The 23,341-nt window shown below is 65.6% G+C and carries 23 protein-coding genes; 10 read left to right on the forward strand and 13 right to left on the reverse strand.

The window, feature by feature from the left end; genetic code table 11:
- Positions 1–67: 67 nt before the first annotated feature.
- The 7 genes from ACQY8M_RS30795 to ACQY8M_RS30825 form a co-directional block, all read right to left on the reverse strand.
- The gene (locus ACQY8M_RS30795) at positions 68–325 is read right to left on the reverse strand and encodes a DUF202 domain-containing protein (RefSeq protein WP_428664179.1); all 258 of its coding nucleotides are present in this window, start codon (positions 323–325) and stop codon (positions 68–70) included.
- Positions 322–2,040 (reverse strand): SulP family inorganic anion transporter, encoded by a 1,719-nt coding sequence (locus ACQY8M_RS30800; protein ID WP_428664181.1) that lies wholly within the window; start codon positions 2,038–2,040, stop codon positions 322–324. The genes ACQY8M_RS30795 and ACQY8M_RS30800 overlap by 4 nt, the downstream gene beginning before the upstream one ends.
- The gene (locus ACQY8M_RS30805) at positions 2,037–2,486 is read right to left on the reverse strand and encodes a hypothetical protein (protein ID WP_428664184.1); all 450 of its coding nucleotides are present in this window, start codon (positions 2,484–2,486) and stop codon (positions 2,037–2,039) included. Before ACQY8M_RS30805 ends, ACQY8M_RS30800 begins: the two co-directional genes overlap by 4 nt.
- A 56-nt stretch (positions 2,487–2,542) precedes the next feature.
- Positions 2,543–2,842, reverse strand: coding sequence for a formylglycine-generating enzyme family protein (locus ACQY8M_RS30810; RefSeq protein WP_428664186.1), 300 nt, complete (start codon positions 2,840–2,842; stop codon positions 2,543–2,545).
- 130 nt (positions 2,843–2,972) lie between these two features.
- Complete coding sequence (locus ACQY8M_RS30815; RefSeq protein ID WP_428664189.1) at positions 2,973–3,992, reverse strand: helix-turn-helix domain-containing protein; 1,020 nt, start codon at positions 3,990–3,992, stop codon at positions 2,973–2,975.
- A gap of 311 nt (positions 3,993–4,303) precedes the next feature.
- Entirely contained in the window at positions 4,304–5,308 is a 1,005-nt protein-coding gene (locus ACQY8M_RS30820; RefSeq protein WP_428664192.1) for a hypothetical protein, read from the reverse strand.
- A 358-nt stretch (positions 5,309–5,666) separates the two neighbouring features.
- Positions 5,667–6,017: a hypothetical protein gene (locus ACQY8M_RS30825; protein WP_428664194.1), complete on the reverse strand. Its 351-nt coding sequence runs from the start codon at positions 6,015–6,017 to the stop codon at positions 5,667–5,669.
- Between the two features lie 502 nt (positions 6,018–6,519).
- On the opposite strand from ACQY8M_RS30825, the gene ACQY8M_RS30830 reads away from it, so the two are divergent.
- The 10 genes from ACQY8M_RS30830 (at position 6,520) to ACQY8M_RS30875 (ending at position 15,773) form a co-directional block, all read left to right on the forward strand.
- Positions 6,520–6,762: a sulfurtransferase TusA family protein gene (locus ACQY8M_RS30830; protein ID WP_428664197.1), complete on the forward strand. Its 243-nt coding sequence runs from the start codon at positions 6,520–6,522 to the stop codon at positions 6,760–6,762.
- A 39-nt stretch (positions 6,763–6,801) separates the two neighbouring features.
- Positions 6,802–7,164: a DsrE family protein gene (locus ACQY8M_RS30835; protein WP_428664199.1), complete on the forward strand. Its 363-nt coding sequence runs from the start codon at positions 6,802–6,804 to the stop codon at positions 7,162–7,164.
- A gap of 2 nt (positions 7,165–7,166) precedes the next feature.
- Positions 7,167–8,051, forward strand: coding sequence for a phosphate/phosphite/phosphonate ABC transporter substrate-binding protein (locus tag ACQY8M_RS30840; RefSeq protein WP_428664202.1), 885 nt, complete (start codon positions 7,167–7,169; stop codon positions 8,049–8,051).
- A 25-nt stretch (positions 8,052–8,076) separates the two neighbouring features.
- Positions 8,077–8,892 carry a phosphonate ABC transporter, permease protein PhnE gene (phnE, locus tag ACQY8M_RS30845; protein ID WP_428664205.1) on the forward strand — a complete coding sequence of 272 codons (816 nt, stop codon included), beginning with the start codon at positions 8,077–8,079 and terminating at the stop codon, positions 8,890–8,892.
- Between the two features lie 41 nt (positions 8,893–8,933).
- Positions 8,934–9,680, forward strand: a complete 747-nt coding sequence (gene phnC / locus ACQY8M_RS30850; protein ID WP_428664207.1) for a phosphonate ABC transporter ATP-binding protein — start codon at positions 8,934–8,936, stop codon at positions 9,678–9,680.
- Between the two features lie 11 nt (positions 9,681–9,691).
- Complete coding sequence (locus ACQY8M_RS30855) at positions 9,692–11,209, forward strand: 5-methyltetrahydropteroyltriglutamate--homocysteine methyltransferase (RefSeq protein ID WP_428664210.1); 1,518 nt, start codon at positions 9,692–9,694, stop codon at positions 11,207–11,209.
- Between the two features lie 501 nt (positions 11,210–11,710).
- Entirely contained in the window at positions 11,711–11,914 is a 204-nt protein-coding gene (locus tag ACQY8M_RS30860; RefSeq protein ID WP_428664212.1) for a hypothetical protein, read from the forward strand.
- A gap of 151 nt (positions 11,915–12,065) precedes the next feature.
- Complete coding sequence (locus ACQY8M_RS30865; protein ID WP_428664215.1) at positions 12,066–12,359, forward strand: helix-turn-helix domain-containing protein; 294 nt, start codon at positions 12,066–12,068, stop codon at positions 12,357–12,359.
- Positions 12,360–12,474: 115 nt separating this feature from the next.
- Positions 12,475–13,632: an ABC transporter substrate-binding protein gene (locus ACQY8M_RS30870; RefSeq protein ID WP_428664218.1), complete on the forward strand. Its 1,158-nt coding sequence runs from the start codon at positions 12,475–12,477 to the stop codon at positions 13,630–13,632.
- Positions 13,629–15,773, forward strand: coding sequence for an adenylate/guanylate cyclase domain-containing protein (locus ACQY8M_RS30875; protein ID WP_428664221.1), 2,145 nt, complete (start codon positions 13,629–13,631; stop codon positions 15,771–15,773). The genes ACQY8M_RS30870 and ACQY8M_RS30875 overlap by 4 nt, the downstream gene beginning before the upstream one ends.
- Before the next feature lie 76 nt (positions 15,774–15,849).
- Here ACQY8M_RS30875 and ACQY8M_RS30880 read toward each other — a convergent pair whose 3' ends face one another.
- The 6 genes from ACQY8M_RS30880 to ACQY8M_RS30905 all read right to left on the reverse strand — a co-directional run bounded on the left by ACQY8M_RS30880 (position 15,850) and on the right by ACQY8M_RS30905 (position 23,251).
- A complete protein-coding gene (locus ACQY8M_RS30880; RefSeq protein WP_428664223.1) occupies positions 15,850–16,848 on the reverse strand; it encodes a cyclic nucleotide-gated ion channel in 999 nt (332 codons plus the stop codon).
- Positions 16,849–17,294: 446 nt separating this feature from the next.
- On the reverse strand, positions 17,295–18,320 hold the full coding sequence (locus ACQY8M_RS30885; RefSeq protein WP_428664225.1) for an ABC transporter ATP-binding protein: 1,026 nt from the start codon (positions 18,318–18,320) through the stop codon (positions 17,295–17,297).
- Positions 18,313–19,335 carry an ABC transporter ATP-binding protein gene (locus ACQY8M_RS30890; RefSeq protein WP_428664228.1) on the reverse strand — a complete coding sequence of 341 codons (1,023 nt, stop codon included), beginning with the start codon at positions 19,333–19,335 and terminating at the stop codon, positions 18,313–18,315. Before ACQY8M_RS30890 ends, ACQY8M_RS30885 begins: the two co-directional genes overlap by 8 nt.
- Positions 19,336–19,576: 241 nt before the next feature.
- Positions 19,577–20,494, reverse strand: a complete 918-nt coding sequence (locus ACQY8M_RS30895) for an ABC transporter permease (RefSeq protein WP_428664230.1) — start codon at positions 20,492–20,494, stop codon at positions 19,577–19,579.
- 16 nt (positions 20,495–20,510) lie between these two features.
- Entirely contained in the window at positions 20,511–21,500 is a 990-nt protein-coding gene (locus ACQY8M_RS30900; protein ID WP_428664233.1) for an ABC transporter permease, read from the reverse strand.
- Positions 21,501–21,637: 137 nt separating this feature from the next.
- Complete coding sequence (locus ACQY8M_RS30905; RefSeq protein WP_428664235.1) at positions 21,638–23,251, reverse strand: ABC transporter substrate-binding protein; 1,614 nt, start codon at positions 23,249–23,251, stop codon at positions 21,638–21,640.
- Positions 23,252–23,341: the final 90 nt, after the last annotated feature.

The following is a 23,341-nucleotide window of genomic DNA, read 5'->3' on the forward strand; positions in this document are numbered from 1 at the left end:
TTCCCGTGAACCAGGCTTCAGACAAAATGCAGGAGCACCGCGAAGAAGGCGAAGATGCCGATCAGCATCAGAACCATCGCCACCGTGTAGACCGGCGCGTGCATTCGCTTGCCAATAGACCGGACGTTCCTCCCGGCAGGTCGTGCAGGTGCTCGTAGAGCTGCACGATCGCAGAACCGAATCCGATTGTCGTTACAGTGGTGTGGATCCACGCCAGCATCGTGTTCTCGAGCGCGAGTTGCGTCTGCAGCCAGGAAAAATGACTGCCAGTTGTCACGTTGGCGGCGGACCGATCGGATCGAGGCTCGGCGCGCAGGTCGGTCATGGCTTCTGATCCAGCCAGGTTGTGGCCGCCGCCACGGCCCCATTCAGGGCAGCGCCGATCTGCGGTGTCGCCAGGAAAATGTTCTCCTCGCCGATCAACTGTAGCACGCCGGTCTTGGCGAGCTGTTCGTACACCGCTGGATCGAGGCCGACCAGCATCAGCCTGCAGTTGCGCGCCCTCAGCGTCTCGGCATAGCGCTGCAAGACAGTGACGAAGGTGCTGCCGATCTCGATCTTGCCACGCAGCGTGAGTGCAACCACTGCGCGGGTGGCGTCGCCGACAGCCGGCAGCATCTCCTCGATGCTCTTGGCGGCGGCAAAAAACAGGCTGCCATAAATATGCAGGACCGTGAGTTGGTTGCTCGCCAGGCGCCGGGGGGCCGCCTGTTCGATTGGAAAGCCTTCCGGCTGCAGGACCCACTGGGTCACGACGACTTTGTTGGACTGACGGAGCACGTGCAGCACGACGCTGAGCCCGGTGCCGAACAGCACCGCGAACTGCAGGGGAACGAGCAGTGTCGCAACGAAGGTCACGAGCATGATGGCCGCCGAGGTGCGGCCGGTCTTCCAGGCAATGACCGCCTGCGGTAGACGCAGGCCCTGGTATCCGGCCACGATCAGTAACGCGGCCAGTGCAGGCATCGGCACGCGTTCGACCAGGGGCGCCGCCAGAAGCACGATCGCCGCCACGAAGAAGCCGACGAAGATATTGGCCCAGCGCGACTTGCCGCCAGCACCCATGATCAATGCCGTGCCCGAGATCGAACCGCCGGCGGGAATGCCTGCGACGAAGCTGGTCGCGATGTTCGCTGCGCCCTGTCCCAAGAAATCGCGCGAGACGTCGGGATACCTTCCGTCGGGATTGGGAACGCCCTCGCTGACGCCCGCTCCCTGGATAAGTCCGATGATCGCCACCGAGAATGCCGGTAGCAGCAGCGACAGCACGAGCGACAACCGAGGGACCGAAAATTCGGGTAGCGAGCGCGCAATGGCAGTGACATCGCCGACCGTCGGGACCGCGGCGAAGTAGGCAGCCGTCGGCAGGGACGAATGGGTCAGGACCGCCAGGACGCCGGTCGCCAGGGCAATGGCGATGATGAACGCGAACCGGCGCAGGGGCGAAACCAGCAGCAGCACGATCGTCGCCAGCGTCATTCCGCCGGTGATTGTCGCCTGAACGTCGATCTGGCCAATCCGCAGAATGAGATCCAGCGCTTGGGCTACCCTGTTGGAGAAAGTGCTGCGGTATCCAGTCAGATCGCTCAATTGACCAAGAACGATCAACACGGCGATGCCGTTGAGAAAGCCGATCATTACGGCGTTCGAGACGAAGCGGGTTAGAAAGCCCAAGCGCAAAAGACCGGCAAACAGCTGGATTACGCCCACAAGCAGCACCAGAATCGCCAGCGCCTCGACCTTCAGGCCGGCAGGCATGTCCGCCAAGGCGGCGCCGACGGCGACCGACAGCGCCGCCGTCGTGGAGACGTTGATGAAAACGGAGCTGGTGAGGATGGCGCCGACCGGAACCGCCACCATCAGGGAGTATATGCCGAGCACGGGGTTGACCGTCGCCAGCAGTGCATGCGCCATCGCCTGGGGCACACTGACCACGGCAAAGGTCATGCCGGCGATCAGATCCGACACGAGATGGCCTGAGTCTGGCGCGAGACGATGCGCCCGGGTCCCCAGCCGGGAGACGATGCCCGGCTCGGTCATCGGGGCACGTCCGCGCGTGTGGCGCCGCGCCACCACGATACGACTCGCGAGATAGGCCCCCGCAGCAGCACGTAAGGCGCGAAGGCGAGCAGAAGCGTAATGATTACCGCTTCGGCGGGATGGAAGGTGTCGAACACGATGTACTGGTAGATCGTGTCCATGGTCAGCCCGAGGAGGAGGATCCGGGAGGTGGCGCGCACACCCTCGCGCAGCCGGCCAAGGCGCTTCGCCGGATCGGTCACAAGGGTCCAGAGATAGTGCGAGCGCCCGCTCCGGGCATCTGCCAACCCGTCATACAGAGCGGCGACCGACGCCATGATCGGCTGAAGGATGAATCGGAAGGTCATCGGCCCGCCCACGCGGTCGACCGTGTTATGCCAAATGCGCCCGAAAACTTCCGTCGACAGGCCATACACTGTAACGCCCAGGACGACGAATACTGCCATCAGCCCAAGTGCCGCTCGAGCCATCATGACCTGGGTCTTTGAAGCCGGCGGTGTCATCAGGCTGTCCGTTTCTCGCGCACGACGCAGCGGAAGCCGACATGATTGGTCGACGGCGTGAAAACCAGGGAGGCGGGCCTCGGCACGTGCGGCAGCGCGCTTGGGTAGTCCTTCGGATCGGGCGGCAGCTCAGCCAGCATGACGTGGCCCGCGGCATTGACGAACTTGCGGAACTCCCGGTTCGTGACCGGCGTCTTGTCGATCCGGAACGGGCTGAAGATCACGCGATGCGCCCGCGCCTCTTCCCGATAGTGCCTCTCAGAGCCCATGACGAACGTGCCGCCCGGAATGAAGACCATGGCGGCGCCTTCTTGATTTTGCGGCCAAGGCGTTTCAGCCTGTGATTGCGGCATCGATCAATTCCGGATTTCGTTCGGGCCGGCCTCGGAAGTCAGCGCGCTTTCCATATTCCCGGCCGCGGCCCGGTCGCTATGCAGTTCCCGCCAATTCCGGAAAATGCCCCCCCGGAAACCGCACGGGGTGGCTGGGGAGCGGATTGCAGGCGGACGTTCGTGCCAGCGTCCGGGAAGGCGATTCCCCGTAAATTCTGCGGTAGCTTACGGCAAAGCGACCGAGTTCCCAGAAGCCGTGCGCCGTAGCAACTTTGGTCACATTCGAGGAACTTGCGTCGGCCCGTGCCAGCGCCGCGCGGACCATGTTCATGCGCCGAAGCCAGAGAAATCGTATCGGGCCCATTCCGAACTGCTCATGGCAACAACGCAGCAGAGTGCGCTCGGTAGCGCCGGTGGCGGCGCACACCTCCGCGAGATGAAGCGGACGGTGCGGATTCGCGACCGCCAGCTCCTCGAATTTCTGGATGATTGCCTTATGGCGAAAATTACCGATGCGGTCATCCGATCCGGACTGGTCGATGATGCAGCGAACCATCAGGTGAACCATATCGTGCTCCAAGGAACGGGCGACTTCGGGATGTCCGAGCCTTTCCGGACCTTCCGCAGCGAGCTGGATCGCTCGGCGATGGAGATAGGTTAGGCGGCTTAGAAGCTCGGGCGGAGGCCGCGTCGAATAGGTATTCGGCGGGAATGTGAGTTCGCGACCTGCAATGACGCGCCCTGCGTCGGCCAAAGCTTCCGGATCGAGCGACATTGCCCCCCAGGAGCTGGGGCCCATACTGCGGTTGATATGGGTCTCGCCGTTGCGAAAGACGATCAAGTCGCTGGGCGAGATTTCCTTGCCGGCAATGATTATCGGCGCTTGGCTGGAATGCGTCTGAAGGAAGATCGGCGCCCGAGACGGGTCGTTGGCAAGGCGTGCAATCCTTGGAAGATTGTCACTGCCGCTCTGCAACCAGAGCCGGGAAAAGTTGACGTGCGTCACGCGAGCGTGAAATCTGCCTTTCCCGTTAACGATGACGTCGGCTTCAACGGCTCGAAGTGCGGACTGATACTGGTCGGGTTCGGCAAACGTCAGAGTTCTACTTACCGCCATCTCGTCGCTCCGTTCGCACCGATATGAGATGGCGGCGTCGAGACGGTCATCGTCGTCAGGCCGAAAAATCAACCGGCGTATTCGAACGCTAAGGCCAGCACGTTCCGCAGACTACATGAAAATTCTTGTCGTTGCTCTGGCCGATCGAGCTGCACAGTCGAGATAATTGCAGTGCGTTGCCGACTGCAATTTTCCTGCATGTGATGCTCCCCTTGCCATGAGGCCACGGCGATTCGCCACCGAAGCGATCCGCTCCATCGTCGCCGAATCTGCGTGGGCGGGCATTTCGCTCGAATACTGACTCCGCGCGCCTAGAATTTCGCGCTCACCCCGATCAGGGGGCCATGCTGCAGCAGGTTGGTCTGGAACAGTGTGTTGCCCGAACCCTGGACGTAGTCGACATAAAGCGCGCGATAGCCGATGATGCCGGCCCACGCGACGTTCCCAGTCGAACCGAATTCGTAGCCGTACGTGGCGAGTGCCTGCCAGGAAATCCGGCTGCCTAGGCCGAAACCGCCGATGTCGGCTTGGGCCTGCAGGTGCTGCCGCGGCGCCAGCGTGTGCCGCACCCTGAAACCGACAAAGGGATCGACCCAGTTGATGACGCCCGACCTGGCGAATGCCTGGCTGCGGTCGAACGACAGCTGAAGATCACCCACGTTGACCCCCAGCGTGCCCGCAACGTTCAGCGTCAGGTCCGCCTTCTGGTGCCAATACCGCCCGCCGAGCAGCACATCGAACGCAGTCTGTCCCACGCCCGACATCCCCGCGCCCTCGGCGCCCCTGTCGCGGCCCACCTTGGCCACCTGGTAGGCACCGCCAAATTCGATCGTGAGCTGCTGGTAATAAATTGACGCCGCCGCCGAGACGCGGCCGCCGACGAATGGATTGACCTGGAAGTTCCGCGACGCCGACACACCACTGGTAATCCCGGCGTACATCACATCGGCGAACAGCTCGATGCGGTCCTCGAAGCGCGCCTGGAAGTATCCCATGAAGGGCACCAGCGTATCGCTGCTGCCCAGCAGCTGAAAGGTGTTGGTGTCGATATCGACGCTGCGGCCGCGCACGGTCTGCGAACCGCTCATCCAGGTGAGCCACGCATAGGGCGTGAAGCGGAACGTCCAAGGATTCTGCGCCTCGGACGATGCGACGGCATTCTCCTGCGGCGCGCCGGAAGCCTGGCCGAGGGCCGAAAAAGACGGCAAGACGACACTTCCTCCGGCGGCAAGGCTGGCAATGACCGAAATCCCCCAGAATCTGCTCATCGGTCGCCTCAAAAGACCTGCCCATTCCCATAGCCGCCCCTTCGCCATCCGTTGGTTGCAGATCGAATTTGCACTTCGCCCGGATGCCCTCAGGCAGCGAACCTTTGTATCAAGGGCACGCACTCTTTGACCATAAATATTCCACCAGAGTCGAAGACTGAGCGCATTGCTATCGCTGCGACGCAACGATGATTCCGCGGGGAACCGCTTGGGCCGACATATTGATGCAGCCTAGAATCCGCGCCGCCCCCGAGGCACAATCCCCTCATGGCTCTTCCTGGCGGGACGTCCGGTCACGTGGAACGTCATGCCGCCGAACGTCGTGTCCTGCACGAGGCGTAAACGCTGCCGCACATTTCGCAAGCATCACGGTCGACAAACTTGATCCACGGCTTGGCTCGTGCCGTTAACAGATCTTGAGTTCTCCGGCTCGCCATAATTTGGCGCACATCATTGCATCCAAAGCGATAGGTCCAGCCTTCTTGGCTATGACGTCGAGTATTTTGAGTGCTTCCGTTTCTGCGAAGGGCAGGCTGTCAAAAGCGGCACTCACCGCAATAGCGTCGGAACCGTCGTTCATGAGGCGGCGCAGGACAGCTTTCCCTTGCTCGCCGCATGCTCTGAGCTTTGTAAGGATTTCAGCCAATTTATTGCTATTCCTGTTTGTGGCCCTGACGTCACCTCGCACGGCGGCTGCCCCATAGGCTTCGGCATACTTCCGATATTTCAACTCGAGCGCATCGATCTGATTGCCCATGCCGCCGCCCCATCTGTCTTGAAGATTGGTAAATCGTCAGCGTTGTAGAATCCAATAGTGAACTTTGCGCATACTCGATATCGACCGGCAGTTGCATAGTTCTGGGAGTGTCGGAAGAATCCCAGGCTTCGTGGAACACATGACGAGCCCGGACCTTAAGGGCCGATAAGGCTGTCTCGAAACAGCCCGCAACAAAGAATGATCTCGCTTTCTGGCACGTGCTCGCCATCGTGCCGCATCGCGGCGTACGCTTCAGGCGCGTGTTGACCGGCTCAACCCGGCGCCCTAGGGTCGGATGCAGAGCGGCACAGTTCGGACGTCGTGCTCCGTGAGAGCCATATCCGCCTTCGAGTTTGGCGGGGCGTTGTTTCGACGAGGGTCCGCTCCTTTCCATTGACGAGATCGATGCTGCCGACGTGCGCGAAGCATGCCGGCGACGTCGTCGTTATCGAGTTTCACCGGTCCGCGCGGGATGGCGCGGCGTCGGAGCGGCGCAGTGCGTATGAGTGTGAACCTCCGGGCCGACGCGGAATGGGATGCCGGCGATCTCGGCTGCGGCGAGCTCGTGCTCGACCTGCGCAAGCGCCTGAAGGCGATGCCCGGCGGCGTGCTCCGGGTCATCGCGAACGATCTCGGCGCGCCGCAGGACCTGCCGGCGTGGTGCCGGCTCACCCGAAACGAGCTGCTCGGCCACGATCCGGGCACCCACAGCTTCTGGATCCGGTCGCGAACGGACTGGGGCTGAACGCGACATCGCGACAACCGCTTGAACGAGGAGAAGAAGATGCCTGGTAAATTCGTCGTCAGCCTGACCCATGCGAAGAACGATACCGACAAGGCCACGGTCGCTTTCGTCGTCGCCAATGCCGCGGTGGCGTCCGACAAGAAGGCAATGGTGTTCCTGTCGATCGAGGGAACGCGGCTGTCGCAGAAGGGCTATGCCGACGACATCCACGAGGAAGGCTTCGCGGCGCTCAAGGACCTGATGAAGAGCTTCGTCGAGGCCGGCGGCGAGATCTACGTCTGCTCGCCCTGCTTCAAGAAGCGCAAGCTCGACGAGAACAACCTGGTGGCCGGGGCCGTGGTGGTCGGTGGCGCCAAGCTGGTCGAGTTCATGGGCGAGGCCTGCCCGAGCGTGAGCTACTGAACATGAACCCCAATCGCCGGCACGTCATCGCCGGATCGGCGGGCCTCGCGGCGGCCTCGATCTTCACGCCGAGCCTGGCTCTCGCCCAGGGCAAGAAGAAGCTGCACTTCGGCGTCGGTCCCCTGCTGCCCAACCCCGAGGACACCAAGAAGGCCTACATGCCTCTATTCGCCCATCTGGCGAAGGAGCTCGGCGTCGATTTCGACCTCGTCGCCACGACCGACTGGGCGGGCATGGCGGTGGCGATGGGCTCGGGCCAGCTCGACATCGCGTGGATGGGTCCGTGGGGCTACGTCATCGCCAACAACGCGACCAACTGCCAGGCCGTCGCGACGGTGAAGTACGACGACAAGCCGATCTACTACGGCATCATCATCGCGCGGCCCGACCTGCAGGTCGCGAAGTTCCCCGACGATACCAAGGGCAAATCGATCTCGTTCGCCGACGTCGGCTCGACCTCGGGCTGGCTGGTGCCGAGCTTCTACGCCAAGGAGATCTGGAAAATCGACCCGAAGACCTACTGGAAATACAGCGAAGGTGCGACCCACGGCGCCAACGAGATCGCCGTGAGCTCGGGCCAGGTCGACATGGCGACCGACTTCGACCGGAACCGCAACGCCATGATCGCCAGCGGCAAGGTCAAGGAGGACTCGAACAGGATCGTGTGGACCTCCGCGCCGCTGCCCAACGATGCCATTGCCTTGCCGGCCACTACCTCGAAGGAGCTGAGCACCCAGATCCAGTCGATCCTGACCGGCATCACCGTCGAGCAGGCCAAGACGCTCCTGCCACCGCGCTATACCGGGTTCGTATCGGCTAACCATGCCTCCTACGAGACGATCGAGAAGGCTGGCATTGCGGTCGGCAAGATCAAGGCGCGGGCGTGAGGCGGAAACGACCCGGGCAGCGGTGATGGCGAGCCGCGCGGAGCACGCGCTCGACGACCTCGACGCGGCACGGCGCGGCTTCACTGCCCGGCGCGCCCGCTTCTGGATCATCTGCGCGGTCGTCCTCGCCTTCTATGCGGTGTCGTGGGACCTCGCCGGCATCGACCTGCACAAGCTCGCGGTCGGGCTGCCGAAGCTCGGGCACTGGATCGCCACGGCGTGGCCGCCGAAGCTCGACGAGGTGCCGCTGTTCGCGCTACGCACTGCCGAGACTGTCGCAATGGCCGCGATCGGCACCACGGTCGCGACCCTGCTGGCGTTGCCCATGGCGGTGCTGGCCAGCCGCAACATCACGCCGTGGCCGGCCCTGTATTATCCGGCGCGCTGGTTCCTCAATGCCTTGCGCGGCATCGACTCGTTCGTCTTCGCGCTGCTGTTCGTCGCCGCGGTCGGGCTCGGGCCGTTCGCCGGCGTGCTCGGGATCGCTCTGCACACATGGGGCAGCGCGGCGAAGTTCTTCGCCGACCATGTCGAGAACGCCAATCTCGGGCCGGTCGACGCGGTGCGCACGACCGGCGCCGGCCGTTTCACGACCCTCGCGTATGCGCTGGTTCCGGACATCCTGCCCGTGCTGCTGTCGACGACGCTGTTCTGGTGGGAATTCAACGTTCGGGCATCGACCGTGCTGGGCGTGGTCGGTGCCGGCGGCATCGGCCAGGAGCTCAAGAACAGCATGGACCTGCTCGACTTCTCGCGCCTGTTCGCGATCATCGCGGTGATCCTCGTCGTCGTGACGCTGCTCGACCAGCTTTCCGGCTGGCTGCGCAAGCGGCTGGTCTGAGCGTGGCCGGGTCCGGCGCTCCGCGTCTCACCGCGGTGGGCGTGAGCAAGGCCTTCAATGCGCGCGCCGCGATCGAGGAGGTGAGCTTTACGGTGCGCGAACGCGAGTTCGTCGCCGTGCTCGGGCCGAGCGGCGCAGGCAAGACCACGCTGTTCCGCTGCCTGACCGGCCTGCTCGCGCCCGACCGCGGCGAGATCCGCATCGGCGGCGACGACATCGGCGCCTTGCGCGGGCGCTCGCGTCGGCGCATCGCGGTAGTATTCCAGCAGTTCAACCTCGTGAACCGGCTGACGGCCTTCGAGAATGTGCTGGCCGGGCGGCTCGGCTACGTCCCGGCGTGGCGCGGCTGGCTGCGCCGCTTCGGCCGCACCGACCGGCTGTTCGCGCTGGAATGCCTCGACCGCGTCGGCCTGCTCGGACAGGCGATGCAGCGCGCCGACACACTGTCGGGTGGCCAGCAGCAGCGGGTCGCGATCGCCCGCGCGCTGGCGCAGCGGCCGAGCCTGATCGTCGCCGACGAGCCGGTCGCGAGCCTCGACCCGAACGCCAGCGTCGGCGTGCTCGACCTGCTGCGTGGGATCGCGCGCGCCGACGGCGTCGGCGTCGTGTGCAGCCTGCATCAGGTCCACTTCGCGCGCGCCTATGCCGACCGCGTCGTCGGACTGTCGCACGGCCGGGTCGTGATCGACGCGCCGACCGACCGGTTCGACCAGGCCGCATTCGAACGCCTCTACGGACCGCAACCGGCCGAGGCAGCCCCAACCGCTCTGGCCGCGCTCCAGCACTAACGGGAACAACCATGACACCCACGGACAAGCATCCCTACGAACCCGACGTCAGCTTCGACGGCGGCGACCTCGACTGCGGCAACGGCCTGCTGCTGCTGATCCGCAAGCACATCGATCCGATGGCACGCGGGCAGCTGCTCGAGATCCGCTCGACCGAGATTTCCGTCGACGAGGACCTGCCGGCATGGTGCCGGATGACCTCGAACGACCTGGTGTCGTTCACCAAGGTCGGCAAGCAGCGCAGCTTCCTGGTGTGCCGCGGCAAGTTCGAGGAGCGCGGTCAGTCCGCGCCGGCGCCGGTGAAGCAGCCTGTCCAGCCAGCTGTGCTGAAGTCGATCGCCCCGGTCCCTTTGCCACCCCGCTTGCCCGTCGCAGCGCCGCCCCTGCCGCCGCTGGCGGTGATGGGGATCGGCAGTTGGCCGCGGCCACGCTGGATGATCGACAGCATGCACGCCCATGTCGAGGGCCGGCTCGACGAGGCGGCGTTCCACGAGACGGCGAACGACGCCGTGCGGCTCGCCGTCGCCGCGCAGGAGCGCGCCGGGGTGGGCGTGATGACCGACGGCGAGCAGCGGCGCGACAGCTATGCGAGCTTCGTCGCCACGCGGCTCGACAACTGCCAGCTGATCCCGCTCACCGACCTGCTGCCCTTGGTCGATCATCCGGAAGAGTTCGAGCGCGAGCTGCGCGCCCTCGACGTTCCGGCCGCCGACGTGCGGCACCCGGCCGTATTCGGCCGCATCGGCCGCAGCCGCCCGCTGGTGGCGCACGAGCTCGACTTCCTGCGCACGCTCACCGCGAAGCCGGTCAAGGTCGCGCTGCCGGGGCCTTACCTGCTGACGCGCACCATGTGGATGGAGTGCCTGTCCGAGCGGGCCTACCAGACCCGCGAGCAGCTTGCGGAGGACATCGTGGCGGCGCTGCGCGCCGAGCTGGCCGACCTCGTCGCCGCCGGTGTGACGCTGATCCAGTTCGACGAGCCGGTGCTGTCGGAGGTCGTGTTCAGCGGACCGAAGAGCCGGCCGAGCTTCATGTGCGGCGCGCTGTCGGAATCGCGCGGGCCCGAGCACGAGCTGGGCTTCGCGCGCGATCTGGTCAACGCGGTGGTCGACGGCATGCCGCGCGAACGGATCGCGCTGCACGTCTGCCGCGGCAACTGGACGCCCGACGAATCGGTGGCGCTGAGCGGCAGCTACGAGCCCCTGCTGACGACGCTGCAGGCGATGAAGGTCGGCGCCTACCTGCTCGAGATGTGCACGCCGCGCGCCGGCGAGATGGAAATCCTGCGCGCGCTTCCCGCCGACGCGCGGGTAGGCGTCGGTGTCGTCAACCAGAAGCACGCCGAGCCGGAGCAGCTCGACGAGGTAGCTGCAAAGATCGGCAAGGCGATCGACCTGTTCGGCGCCGAGCGGGTGCTGCTCCATCCCGATTGCGGCTTCGCGACCTTCGCCGACAACCCGATCTGCAACGCCTCGTCGGCCGAGGCGAAGCTGTCGGTCATCGCCCGAGCCGTCGAGCGCGTGCGCTGACACGAGGAACTGCACCAGGCGGTCGTGACCATTGATACCGTCGGTCAGGACCTGCGTCGGCACGCGCTACGGGTCACTTCGGCTTTACGCTTCGTTGCTTCTGACCTTGCTTGTGGCGATGTGGCGTAGCTCACTCGAAAGGGGGCTTTGGCAGCTTAGCCAAAGGCGCGGCCCCCACGACGCAAGGCAATGTCGGCACAACATCTGAGATTGCCACGAATGCGCACTGCTCCGTCGATGGAATTCTGAGCGTTCCTGCGGGTTATGCGTGTCTTTGTTTGCCGTTCATCCATTTGAAGGGCTTGGCATGTCTGCCATCCCAATAACCATTTACGAAGGGGGTTCGCCATGCCGAGAAACATGACCAGCTTCGTGCCGGGCGGTGTTCGTGCTCCGTCTCGACGGCGTCAATGCAGCGAACAGCCCGAAGATCGCCGTTCATCCGCGGTTACGAGAGCTCGCGATCGTCCCGCAGCCGCGCACCACTTCGTGATAAGACCGGTGAACTATTCCGATCAGCTTCTCGAGAACGCAGTGTCGCCCGAAATCTTCCGCCTGCTCCGGTCGACGCTGCTGCAGCAGGTCCCGCGACGGCCAGTCGAGAAAGCGCTCCTGATCGACTCGATGTTCAGGTTGCAGCGGCTCCTGCATGCCGGCTACGATCACGGCGGCGCCGGAATCCACATGCAGGGGCCGGCGCACTAACCGACAGGGCCATTCCGGATCTTTCCAGACCCGACAATCTCGACGCCCTGATCGCTACCGTCGATTCCACCTTGCAGAGCACCGTAGCGGACCGGTCCTGAAGGACAGATCGCCAGGCTCCTGGAGGACAAGGACCTGACGGAGATATGCCATGGCAACAAAACCCAGGTTCAAGAGCGATATTTCCGGGGCGATTCACGCGTCTGCGGCGATGCTAAATGCGGTCGCCGCCCTCGAAAGGGCGACGATGCGCGATTTCGACGAGCGCCACCTGGACGTTCCGACCGGGATCGAGCCTGCGCAGATCGAGCAGCTCCGCGGATGTTCGCCGGCTATCTCAACACATGCGAAAGCACGGTCGAGACATGGAAGACCGGCGCCGAACGGCATGGCGCTCAAGCTGCTCTCGGTCCTCCGGATGCACGGGCTACTGGTTCGCGCCTAGGGCCCGAGTTGCTCCAAGCATCGATACGCTGCGCTCGATGCGAAGGTAATAGCCTGAATCCGGCCGGTGGACGGCATCCGGGCCGGAGTGTTACCCCCACTCCGGGGGCGGCGTAATGAACAGGTACCTGAATTTCGTTCTTGCCGTATTGCTTTGGCTGATCGCCGGGACCGCGGTCGCGCAGTCGCCCGGCGTCACGGACCGGCGCATCCTGTTTGGCCAGTCGGCAGCCTTGGGCGGGCCTGCCGCGATCCTCGGAACGGAGATGCGGACTGGCATCGTTGCCGCCTTCGAGGAGGTCAACCGGGCCGGCGGTATCGGTGGCCGCCGCCTGGAACTGCGCTCCTATGACGACCGCTACGAGCCCGAGCTGGCAATCGCCAACACCCGGAGGCTGATCGACAACGACGGTGTTTTCGCCCTGATCGGCGCGGTCGGCACGCCGACGTCGGCCGCCGCCGAGCCGATCGCGCGCGCCGCGGGCGTGCCGTTCATCGCGCCCTTCACTGGCGCCGAGTTCCTGCGCGATCCGGCGCTCGGCCATGTCGTGAACGTCCGGGCGACCTACTTCGAGGAAACCGAGGCGATCGTGGCGCGGCTGATCGGCGATCTCGGCATCGCCCGCATCGCCGTCCTCTACCAGGACGATTCCTTCGGCCGCAGCGGCCTTGCCGGCGTGCGGCGCGCACTCGAACGGCGCGGCCTCGAGCCGGTCGGCGCCGGCACCTACATGCGCAACACGACCGCGGTGAAGACCGCGCTGCTCGGGCTGAGGCGGCAGAATCCCGAAGCCATCGTCATCATCGGCGCCTACCAGCCGAGCGCCGCCTTCACCCAGTGGGCGCGCAAGCTCGGGGTCACCGCCCAGATCGTCAACATCTCCTTCGTCGGCAGCGACGCGCTCGCCGCCGCCCTGGGCACGGACGGCAGCAGCGTCCACGTGACCCAGGTCATGCCGTTCCCGGAAGGCAACTCGATCCCGCTCCTGGCCGAGTACCGCGAGGCGCTCGTGGCCAGCGACGCCGGCGCGCAGCCGTCGTTCGCCTCGCTCGAAGGCTACACCGCCGGCCGGCTGACGGCCGCCGTCCTCGCCCATGCCGGCAACCCGCCCAGCCGCGAGGGCTTTCTGTCGGCCCTCACCGAGACGGGCACGTTCGACATCGGCGGCTTCAAGCTGACCTACGGGCCACGCGACAATCGCGGCTCCCACCAGGTCTTCCTCACGGTTATCCGCGACGGCAACGTCGTGCCGGTCGAGCGGCTCACGCGATGAGCCTCGCCGATGCCACCGCCGCCGCGGGCAAGGGAACGGGCGCCGCGATCCCGCGCCGCCGGCCGCGGCTCGGCCTGTCGACCAAGCTCTACGCCGCGATCGCCGGCGCCGTGGCGCTCACGCTGGCGGCCAGCCTCGTGGCCTGGATCTCCTTCGTCGAGCTCGGCCAAGTGCAGCGCCGGATCACGCACGAGCACATTCCGTCGATCGCCGATTCGCTGCGCCTCGCGCGCCAGACCGCGCTCGTCGTCGCGACCACGCCGGCGCTCGTCGCCGCAGGCGATGCCGAGCAGCAGCGCCGCCTCATGACCGCGCTGCGCTCGCAGCAGGAGGTCATCGCCGGGCTGATCGATTCGCTTGAGAGGGAGGTCAGCCTCGCGGCCGATCCCGACATCCCGCAGTCGATCGCGGCCATCCGGGAGGCCAGCCGCGAGCTCTCGGCCGTCCTCGACCGGCTCGACAAGTCGGTCGCCCGGCAGCTCACGCTCCGGGCCGAGCTGCGCCAGCGCCGCACCCTGGCCGTGGAGCTGCACCGCCGCCTGATCGATAAGCTCATTCCCCTGCTCGACGATGCGACGGCATTCCTGGTGACCGGGTACCGCTCGCTCGACGAGGTCGCGCCGGTTCCGCACGAGCTGCGGATGTCCGAGGCGGCGCTGCTCGACTACACCGCGACCATGCAGCTCGGCATCGAGGGCAACCTGATCGGCGGGCTGCTGGCCGAAGCCGCCTACATTCCCGACGTGAGCCGCCTGCCGCTGATGCGCGACCGTTTCGAGGCGGCGGCCGACCGCTTCCGGGCCGCGCTCGGCGCGGTGCGCGGCAGCGACGGCGAGGTGCTGCGCGTGCTCGCCGAGGGGCTCATCAATCTCGGCGAAGGCGACCACGGCCTGTTCGCGCCGCGCGGCGCCCTGCTGGTCGAGGCGCACGCCGCGGACGGGCTGGCGGACCAGTCGCGGACAATCGCGGTCCGGCTGACCGGCGAGGTCGACCGGCTCGTCGCCGGCATCGACGAGAGGACGGTGGAGGCGGTGGCGGCCTCGACCCGCTCGATCGAGGTCGGCAGCAAGCTGCTGCTGCTGCTCAACGGCATCAGCATCCTGGGCGCGCTGCTGATCGGCTGGCTCTACGTGGCGCGCCACATCACGGCGCCGGTCGTACGCATCACTGCCGCAGCAGCAGCCTTCGAGGACCTGACCTTCGATCCGGAGAGCCTCGCGCGAGTACGCAATCGGCGCGACGAGCTGGGCGAGCTCGCGCGCACCTTCACGCGCATGGCCGACGAGGTGCAGACACGCACCGAAACGCTGGACCGGCTGGTCGCCGAACGGACCAGCGAGCTGCAGACCGTGGCCAACCGCCTCGCCAAGTATCTCTCGCCGCAGATCTACAGCTCGATCTTCTCGAAGAGGGGCGAACCGGCCGCCGCGCTGGCGCGCAAGAACCTGACGATCTTCTTCTCCGACATCGAGGGTTTCACCGACATCACCGACGGAATGGAGCCGGAGCGCCTGGCGTTCCTGATCAACACCTATCTCAGCGAGATGTCGGACATCGCCATCGCGCACGGCGGCACGGTCGACAAGTTCATCGGCGACGCGATCCTGGTGTTCTTCGGCGACCCCGAGACCGAGGGCGACCGCAACGACGCCCTGCGCTGCGCGCGCATGGCGTTGCGCATGCGCGACCGGCTGCTCGAGCTGGCCGGGCTGTGGCAGCAGAACGGCATCTCGCGGCCGCTGCATGCGCGCATGGGGATCGTCACGGGCTACTGCACGGTGGGCAATTTCGGCTCCGACCAGCGGCTCGACTACACCGTGATCGGCAGCCCGGTGAACCTCGCCGCGCGGCTGCAGACGGCGGCCGAGGCCGACACGATCCTGATCGCCGATTCGACCTGGCTGCTGATCCAGGACGCGGTCTATGCCACGCCGCTGGGCCAGATCACCCCGAAAGGCTTCGTGCGGCCGGTCGCGTATTACCGCCTGAACGGCCTGGCCGGCACCGACACCGGCAGCGCGGTCACGCGCGTCGGCAAGCATGTGTCGGTCAGCATCCCCGACCGACGGCTGATGCACGAGGCGATCGACGAGCTGCGCCGCATCGAGGAGGAGCTGGCGCGGCAGCTGCCGGCACGGTAAGGCCGTTCCTCCCTCCCTGCGCTGCGCGCAGGGAGGAGAAGACCTCGGCACCCCTGGCCAACGGGCCGCTTTCCGGTCACGCCGGCTCCGTGATCCGGCCGCCGAGTTCCGGATGGTTGGCCAGCAGCCATTTCGCCTCCAGCGTATCGAGCACCAGCAGCCGGACGCGTGTGGTCGCGCGCACCGCCTTGCGCGTTGCATCGGACAAGCCGCCAAAGCTGTCCCCGGCGCGAAGCATCCGCTGTTGCCGCCCGAAGTGCACTTCCAGTTGCCCATCGGCGACGACATAGATCGCCTCGACCCTTTCCCGCCGCCGGAGAACATATTCTCCCGGCTCGAAGACGCGCGTGGACAGCGCCGGCAGCAGGTCGAAGATCTGGCTGGGGGCGAGCCCGGCGAACAGCGGCATCCGGACCACGAGGCCGGCGCTCAGGACGAAGTTGCGCCGCGCGATGATGTTGGCGAACGACGTCGCCACAATGCCGGCGGGCAAGGCGAGCATCAGCAGTCCCGACACCATCGTGAACGCGCCGATGAGCCGGCCTGCCGTCGTCGTCGGGACGACGTCGCCATAGCCCACGGTCGTGACGGTGGCGACGGACCACCACATCGCATCGGGTATCGTTCCGAACTTGTCCGGCTGGGCGTTATGCTCCACGACATAGGTCAATCCGGCCGAGATCAGGATCACCGAAGCGAGGATCACCAGGCAAGCCATCAGCGCGTGGCGTTCCGACCAGACCGCTTCACCGAGGGAGTGGAAGCCCGGCGAGTAGCGGGCGATCTTGAAGAAGCGCAGCAATCTCAGCAGCACGATGAAGCGGAGGTCGATGTCGAACAACTGATCGGCTGCGAAAGGCACGATTGCGACGAAATCGATCAGGCCCGCCGGACTGACCATCCAGCGCAGGGATGTCAGCCATGCGGCGGACCCGGCCATGCCCGCTTCCGGCGCCGCCCACAGGCGCAGGGCGTACTCCGCCGAGAAGACGCAGAGGGAGAAAATCTCGACCGCGTCGAACGCACGGTCCCATTCCGCGTGGATCTCCGGCACCGTGTCGAGCACCGCCGCCACGATGTTGATCAATATAAGCGCGATGATCGCTCGATGGACGATGCGGACGGTGCGCGTGACCGGAGGCTCTCGTTCCAGCACTGCATAGGCACGCCGGCGCAAAGACAAGATCCGACCGCTCCCCCTGGACATCGACGTCGATTCATCTTGCAGCGCCGGACTTACGCCAACATGACTGGCGCCGATCCACACCGACTGCGATTACATGCGCCCGGCCTTGCATCGCTGCTGACATCGCGGGGCCGGTCGTGCTCACGCGACGCCGGTGGATGGGGCATTGCACACGCAGGAATCCCGACACGTTCTCCTCGGCGCGTTCGGATCGACGTAGCGCAGCGGGCTGTCCGACGCGCACGCATCGAACGAGCCGCTCTGCTTCAGAAAGTTCGTAAACAACGGACCCGGTGGCGTCACCGCCGCCTTGCGTTTCGGCTACGTGCCGCTCGCTATTGTCGCGCGGCGTAGATGCGGTCCTCGATCGGGATGCGCTTTTCCTCGATCGCGTGGCAGGCGACCAGGCCGCCTTCGGTCGGCAGCGACTGCGGCCGCTCGATCCGGCAGCGCTCGTTGGCGAAGGGGCAGCGCGGATGGAAGGTGCAGCCGGACGGCGGGTTGATCGGGCTCGGAACCTCGCCCGCCACTGGCGCACGTTGGCGGCCGGTCATCTCGAGGTCCGGGATGGTGTCGAGCAGCATGCGCGTGTAGGGGTGCTTGGGCCGCTTGAACAGGGTTTCGGTCGGCGCCTGCTCGACCAGCCTTCCAAGGTACATCACGCCCACGCGCGTGGAGATGTGATAGACGACCGCGAGATTGTGGCTGATGAAGAGATAGGTGAGCTGCAGCCGGCGCTGCAAATCCATCATCAGGTTCAGGATCTGCGCCTGCACCGACACGTCGAGCGCCGAGGTCGGCTCGTCGCACACCAGGAACTCCGGTTGCGAGGCGAGCGCGCGGGCGATCGAGATGCGCTGGCGCTGGCCGCCGGAAAATTCGTGCGGGAATTTTACGCCGTCGGCCGGCGTCAACCGAACCTGGCGCAGCAGCTCGTCGACTTGATTGCGCAGATCGGCCTTGTCCTTGGCGAGATCGAAGGCGCGGATCGGCTCGGCGATGATGTCGAACACCCGCCAGCGCGGATTGAGGCTGGCGAACGGGTCCTGGAAGATCATCTGCAGCCGGCGGCGCAGCGCCGAATGCTTGGCCTGGTTGCGGCTGGTCGCGATGTCGTGGCCGTCGAACACGATCCGGCCGGCGGTCGGCGGATAAAGGCCGACCACGAGGCGGGCGACCGTCGACTTGCCACAGCCCGACTCGCCCACCAGCGAGAAGGTCTCGCCCTTGGCGATGGCGATGTCGATGCCGTCGACCGCCTGCACGACCTGGCGCGGACGGCCTTCGATCTGGCGCACCAGCCACGGCGCGGAGACGTCGAAATAGCGCTTCAGGCCGTCGATCTGGACGAACTCAGACATCGACGACTTCCTTGCCAGCGGGCGCGCCGATTCCTTTGGCGTCGTGCAGCCAGCAGGCGGCGCGGCTTGCGCCTGCCGCCATCAGCTCGGGCCGTTCGACCAGGCAGCGCTGGCCGCGGTACGTGCAGCGCGGATTGAAGGCGCACCCCTTCGGGATGGCGTTGAGGCGCGGCATCGCGCCGTCGATCTGGGTCAGCTTGCCGCCGCGCTCGCCGAGATGCGGGATCGAGCCCATCAGGCCCTTGGTGTAGGGATGCTGCGCGTTCTTGATGACGTCGCGGACCGGGCCGATCTCCGCGATGCGGCCGGCATACATCACCGCGACGCGATCGGCCGTCTCGGCGATCACGCCCATGTCGTGCGTCACCAGCATGACGGAGGTGCCGTGCTCGCGGCACAGCTTCTTCAAGAGCGCGATGATCTGCGCCTGGATCGAGACGTCGAGCGCGGTGGTCGGCTCGTCGGCCACAATCAGGCGCGGGCCGGCGCACAGCGCGAGCGCGATCACGACCCGCTGGCGCATGCCGCCGGAGAACTGGTGCGGATAATGGTCGAGCCGATGCTCGGCGCCGGGAATGCCGACCTCCTTGAGGAGATCGAGCGCGCGATTGCGCGCGGCGGCGGCGTTGAGCGGCAGGTGGGTCTGGATCGTCTCGACCAGCTGCCGGCCAACCGAATAAAGCGGATTCAGGCTGGTCAGCGGATCCTGGAAGATCGCGCCGATCTGCGCGCCGCGCACCTTGCGCATCTCCTCGTACGGCAGATTGTCGATCCGCCGGCCCTCGAGGCGGATCTCGCCGGCCGCGACGCGCCCGGGCGGCTCGAGCAGGCCGATGATGGCATTGCCCGTGAGCGACTTGCCCGCGCCCGACTCGCCCACCACGCCCAGCACTTCGCCGGCCGCGATCTCGAAGGAGACGTCGTCGACGGCGAGCAAGGTGCCACGCCGCGTCGGGAACTCGACGCGAAGGTTCCTCACTTCGAGCAGCGGCGGGTTGTTGGTCGGGCTGGCCATCAGCAACCCCTCATCCCGAGGAGGCGCATAGCGCGGCCTCGACGGGCGGGCCGCAGGCGAAGTGCGTGCGTTCGATTGCGCAACAATTCCCCCTCACCCTGAGGAGCGTAGCGAAGCGACGCGTCTCGAAGGGTGGCAACAGGCACGGTGCGCGTCGCCACCCTTCCAGACGCTCGCTGCGCTCGCTCCTCAGGGTGAGGTGTTTGTGCAGCGACAGCCAAGGAAAAACCGAAATGATCCATCATCGCAGCTTCGGGTTCAGGGCGTCGCGCAGCCAGTCGCCGAGCAGGTTCACCGCCAGCACCAGCGCGGCGAGGGTCGCGCCGGGAAACACGGTGATCCACCAGTCGCCCGACTGCAGCACCTCGTTGCCGAGCCGGATCAGGGTGCCGAGCGAGGGCTGCGTCGAGGGCAGGCCGACGCCGAGGAACGACAGCGTCGCCTCGGAGATGATGGCGAGGCCCAGATTGAGCGTAGCGATCACCAGCACCGGGCCGGTGACGTTGGGCAGCACGTGCCGCACCATGATCAGTGCGGGCGACAGGCCGATCACCCGTGCCGCCTGCACGTACTCCTTGTTCTTCTCAACCAGCACCGAGCCGCGTACGGTGCGGGCATACTGCACCCAGAAGCTGAGGCCGATCGCACCGACGATGACGTAGATCGCAATCTCGTCGTGGCGCTGCACCGAGATCAGGCCGCGCACGATGCCGTCGATCAGCAGCGCCACCAGGATCGCCGGAAAGGTGAGCTGCACGTCGGCGATGCGCATGATCACCGCGTCGACCGCGCCGCCGACATAGCCGCTGATCAGGCCGAGCGCGATGCCCAGCACCATGGCGACGACAACCGAGGCGAAGCCCACCACCAGCGAGAGACGCGTGCCGTACATGATCGAGGAGAGGATGTCGCGCCCCTGGTCGTCGGTGCCGAGCGGGAAGGCCCAGTCGCCGTCGCTGCCAACGAACACCGGCGGTTTCAGGCCGTCGCTGAGGTTGAGCGTGGCGGGATCGAACGGCGTGTGCGGCGCCAGCAAGGGGGACAGGAAGGCGATGCCCACGATCAATAGCGTCGCGACCGCAGCGACGACGGTGAGCTTCGATGATTTGAAGCTCCACCAGACGTCGCTGTCGGCAGCACGGGCGAGCCACTCGCTCATGTCAGGCGCCCGCCGCTCAATGGCCACCAACCCGCGCCGCACCGCCGCCTCGGAGGCGCGGATCGACGGCGAAATAAAGCATATCGACGACCAGGTTGATGACCACGAACAGCAACCCGATCAGCATCAGGTAGGCCGCCATCACCGGAATGTCTGAGAACTGCACCGACTGGATGAAGAGCTGGCCGACGCCCGGCCAGGCGAACACCGTCTCCGTCACGATCGCGAAGGCGATCAGCGCACCGAGCTGGAGGCCGGCCACGGTGATCACCGGCACCAGCGTGTTCTTGAGCGCGTGGCCGAAGTTGATGGCGCGGTTGGTCAGGCCGCGGGCGCGCGCGAACTTGATGTAGTCGGTGCGCATCACCTCGAGCATCTCCGAACGCACCAGCCGCATGATCAGCGTGAGCTGGAACAGGCCGAGGGTGATCGACGGCAGGATCAGCGCCTCCAGCCCCTTGCGCGTCAGGAAGTTCGTGGTCCACCCGCCGATATCGACCGTCTCGCCGCGGCCGAACGACGGCAGCCAGTGCAGGACGACCGAGAAGAACAGGATGAGGAGGATGCCGATCAGGAAGGTCGGCAGCGACACGCCGATCAGCGACACAGCCTGCAGCAGCCGGCTCGACCAGTGGCGCGGATAGAGACCGGTATAGACGCCCATCGGGATGCCAAAGAGGAGGACGAAGAGGGAGGCGCAGAAGGAGAGTTCCAGGGTCGCCGGCAGGCGCTCCAGGATCATCCGGCTCACCGGCTCGGACGTCCGGTAGCTCAGCCCGAACTTGCCCTGGGCGGCATTGACGAGGAAATGGAAGAACTGGATCGGCGCCGGGTCGTTGAGGCCGAGCTTCTCGCGCAGCTCGTCGCGCTCCTGCTGCGAGGTATCCTGCCCGACCATGGCGTTGATCGGATCGCCGACGTAGCGGAACAGGAAGAAGGACACGACCCCGACCGCCAGCAGCACGGCAACGGATTGCAGAAGGCGTCGGAGGATGAACGCGAGCATTACGTCGGTTTTATTCTCATTCTCCTCTCCCCCGCCAGGGGGAGCGGGCGGGCGAGGGGGTTGCACGCAGTGTGCCAACTCCCCTCACCTGCCCTCCCCCTCACGGGAGAGAGGAACATGAGGAGTGAGGACTAGAGCTACTTCACCGTCACGAAGCGCAGCGGGAAAGCGTTGTCGGCGGGCTGGAACAGGTCGATGTTCTTGCGCGCCGCCCACACCACCGCCTGCTGGTGCAGCGGGATATAGGCAAAGTCGTCGACATAGAGCTTGGTGGCCTGCTTGATCATATCGTCGCGCTTGGCCTTGTCGGTCTCCTGTTCCATGGCGTCGGCAAGCTTGTCGAGCGCCGGGTTGGAGTATCCGCCGGCGTTGAACATGCCCTTCTTGGTGGCCGCATTCGGGGTCTGGATCAGCGCCTCGAAGACGTTGTGCACGTCGTAGGTCTGGGCCGGCGACCAGCCCAGCATGTAGAAGCTGGTCTCGCCCGGCTTGCCGTCCGACTTGCGCAGGATCTTGGCGAAGTAGAGGTTTCGGGTCTGCGCCCGCAGATTTACCTTCACGCCGATCTTGGCCAGCATCGACACCACGGCCTGGCAAATCTTCTCGTCGTTGACGTAGCGGTCATTGGGGCAATCCATGCCGACCTCGAAGCCGTTCGGATAGCCGGCATCGGCCAGCAGCTTCTTGGCCTCGTCCGGCTTGAGCAGCGGCGGGCGCTTATCGAGATCCTTCATGTAGCCGTTGATGCCGGGGGCGACCATGAGGTCGGTTGGGAACGACTGGCCGCGCATCACGGTACGCTTGATCGCGTCGACGTCGATCGAGCGATGGAACGCCTCGCGGACACGCTTGTCCTTGAACGGGTTCTTGCCCTTGACGTTGGACTCGAGCAGCTCGTCGCGCTCCTGGTCCATGCCGAGATAGACGACGCGCGTCTCCGGGCCTTCGAGCACGTTGATGTTCGGGTCCTTCTTGAGCGACTCGGTGTCGGCCGGAGGAACCTCGTAGGTCATGTCGATGTCGCCCGCCTTCAGTGCCGCGATCCGGGTGGCGGGATTGGCGACCGGCGTGAAGACCACCTCGGTGAGATTATGCGTCGGCTTGTCCCACCAGCCCGGGTTCGGCACCAGCACCGTCTTCTCGCCGGCCTTGCGCTCCTTCAGCATGAAGGGGCCCGTGCCCATGGCATTGCGGGTCGCGAAATTCTCCTCGTTCTTGGTCATGTCGGCCGAATTCAGTGCATTGTTCTTCTCGGCCCATGCCTTGGACATCATGCCGAGCGCCGCCCATTTGCTGGCGAGCAGCGGGTCGGGATACTTGGTCGTGACCTCGACCCGCAGGTCGCCCACCTTCTTGATCTCCTTCACCGAGGCGAAGTTGCTGCCCATGTTCGACCCCGGCCCGTTGGCCCGGTTGAGCGAAAAGACGATGTCATCGGCCGTGAGAGGCGTGCCGTCGCTGAATTTCACATTGGGGCGGATGTCGAAGAACCAGGTGTTCTTGTCGGTCTGGCCCCACTTGGTCGCCAGCGCGGGCTCGAGGTTGAGGTTCTTGTCGCGCCGCACGAGCGGGTCGTAGATATTCTGGGTGAAGGTCAGGAGAAAGGTTTCCTGGCGGGCGTAGGGGTCCATCGAGCTGACATCGCCCGAGTTCGACCATTTGAACGTCTTGGCCTCGGCGATCGAGGCCGTCGCGAGGGCCGCGCAAACGAGCGCGCTCATCGCCATGGAATGACGGAAACTGAAAATCATCGAAAACCCCCTCAATGGACGCACAGCATCCTGCCTTCCCAAGCACAGGCGCATCGCTCTGCGCAAATTGCACCGGCTCTGTGGGGCCGT

The sequence above is a fragment of the Reyranella sp. genome (genome assembly GCF_965279465.1).
Taxonomy (GTDB): domain Bacteria; phylum Pseudomonadota; class Alphaproteobacteria; order Reyranellales; family Reyranellaceae; genus Reyranella.

What these genes read in the sequence shown, in the direction of transcription:
- ACQY8M_RS30870 (WP_428664218.1), top strand. Translation starts at nt 12,475, where the DNA reads ATGAACAGGTACCTGAATTTCGTTCTTGCCGTATTGCTTTGGCTGATC.
- ACQY8M_RS30830 (WP_428664197.1), top strand. Translation starts at nt 6,520, where the DNA reads ATGAGTGTGAACCTCCGGGCCGACGCGGAATGGGATGCCGGCGATCTC.
- ACQY8M_RS30855 (WP_428664210.1), top strand. Translation starts at nt 9,692, where the DNA reads ATGACACCCACGGACAAGCATCCCTACGAACCCGACGTCAGCTTCGAC.
- ACQY8M_RS30820 (WP_428664192.1), bottom strand. Translation starts at nt 5,308, where the DNA reads ATGGCGAAGGGGCGGCTATGGGAATGGGCAGGTCTTTTGAGGCGACCG.
- ACQY8M_RS30825 (WP_428664194.1), bottom strand. Translation starts at nt 6,017, where the DNA reads ATGGGCAATCAGATCGATGCGCTCGAGTTGAAATATCGGAAGTATGCC.
- ACQY8M_RS30810 (WP_428664186.1), bottom strand. Translation starts at nt 2,842, where the DNA reads ATGGTCTTCATTCCGGGCGGCACGTTCGTCATGGGCTCTGAGAGGCAC.
- ACQY8M_RS30800 (WP_428664181.1), bottom strand. Translation starts at nt 2,040, where the DNA reads ATGACCGAGCCGGGCATCGTCTCCCGGCTGGGGACCCGGGCGCATCGT.
- ACQY8M_RS30875 (WP_428664221.1), top strand. Translation starts at nt 13,629, where the DNA reads ATGAGCCTCGCCGATGCCACCGCCGCCGCGGGCAAGGGAACGGGCGCC.
- ACQY8M_RS30805 (WP_428664184.1), bottom strand. Translation starts at nt 2,486, where the DNA reads ATGGCAGTATTCGTCGTCCTGGGCGTTACAGTGTATGGCCTGTCGACG.
- ACQY8M_RS30835 (WP_428664199.1), top strand. Translation starts at nt 6,802, where the DNA reads ATGCCTGGTAAATTCGTCGTCAGCCTGACCCATGCGAAGAACGATACC.
- ACQY8M_RS30865 (WP_428664215.1), top strand. Translation starts at nt 12,066, where the DNA reads ATGGCAACAAAACCCAGGTTCAAGAGCGATATTTCCGGGGCGATTCAC.
- ACQY8M_RS30890 (WP_428664228.1), bottom strand. Translation starts at nt 19,335, where the DNA reads ATGGCCAGCCCGACCAACAACCCGCCGCTGCTCGAAGTGAGGAACCTT.
- ACQY8M_RS30905 (WP_428664235.1), bottom strand. Translation starts at nt 23,251, where the DNA reads ATGATTTTCAGTTTCCGTCATTCCATGGCGATGAGCGCGCTCGTTTGC.
- ACQY8M_RS30840 (WP_428664202.1), top strand. Translation starts at nt 7,167, where the DNA reads ATGAACCCCAATCGCCGGCACGTCATCGCCGGATCGGCGGGCCTCGCG.
- ACQY8M_RS30895 (WP_428664230.1), bottom strand. Translation starts at nt 20,494, where the DNA reads ATGAGCGAGTGGCTCGCCCGTGCTGCCGACAGCGACGTCTGGTGGAGC.
- phnE (WP_428664205.1), top strand. Translation starts at nt 8,077, where the DNA reads ATGGCGAGCCGCGCGGAGCACGCGCTCGACGACCTCGACGCGGCACGG.
- ACQY8M_RS30795 (WP_428664179.1), bottom strand. Translation starts at nt 325, where the DNA reads ATGACCGACCTGCGCGCCGAGCCTCGATCCGATCGGTCCGCCGCCAAC.
- ACQY8M_RS30815 (WP_428664189.1), bottom strand. Translation starts at nt 3,992, where the DNA reads ATGGCGGTAAGTAGAACTCTGACGTTTGCCGAACCCGACCAGTATCAG.
- ACQY8M_RS30900 (WP_428664233.1), bottom strand. Translation starts at nt 21,500, where the DNA reads ATGCTCGCGTTCATCCTCCGACGCCTTCTGCAATCCGTTGCCGTGCTG.
- ACQY8M_RS30885 (WP_428664225.1), bottom strand. Translation starts at nt 18,320, where the DNA reads ATGTCTGAGTTCGTCCAGATCGACGGCCTGAAGCGCTATTTCGACGTC.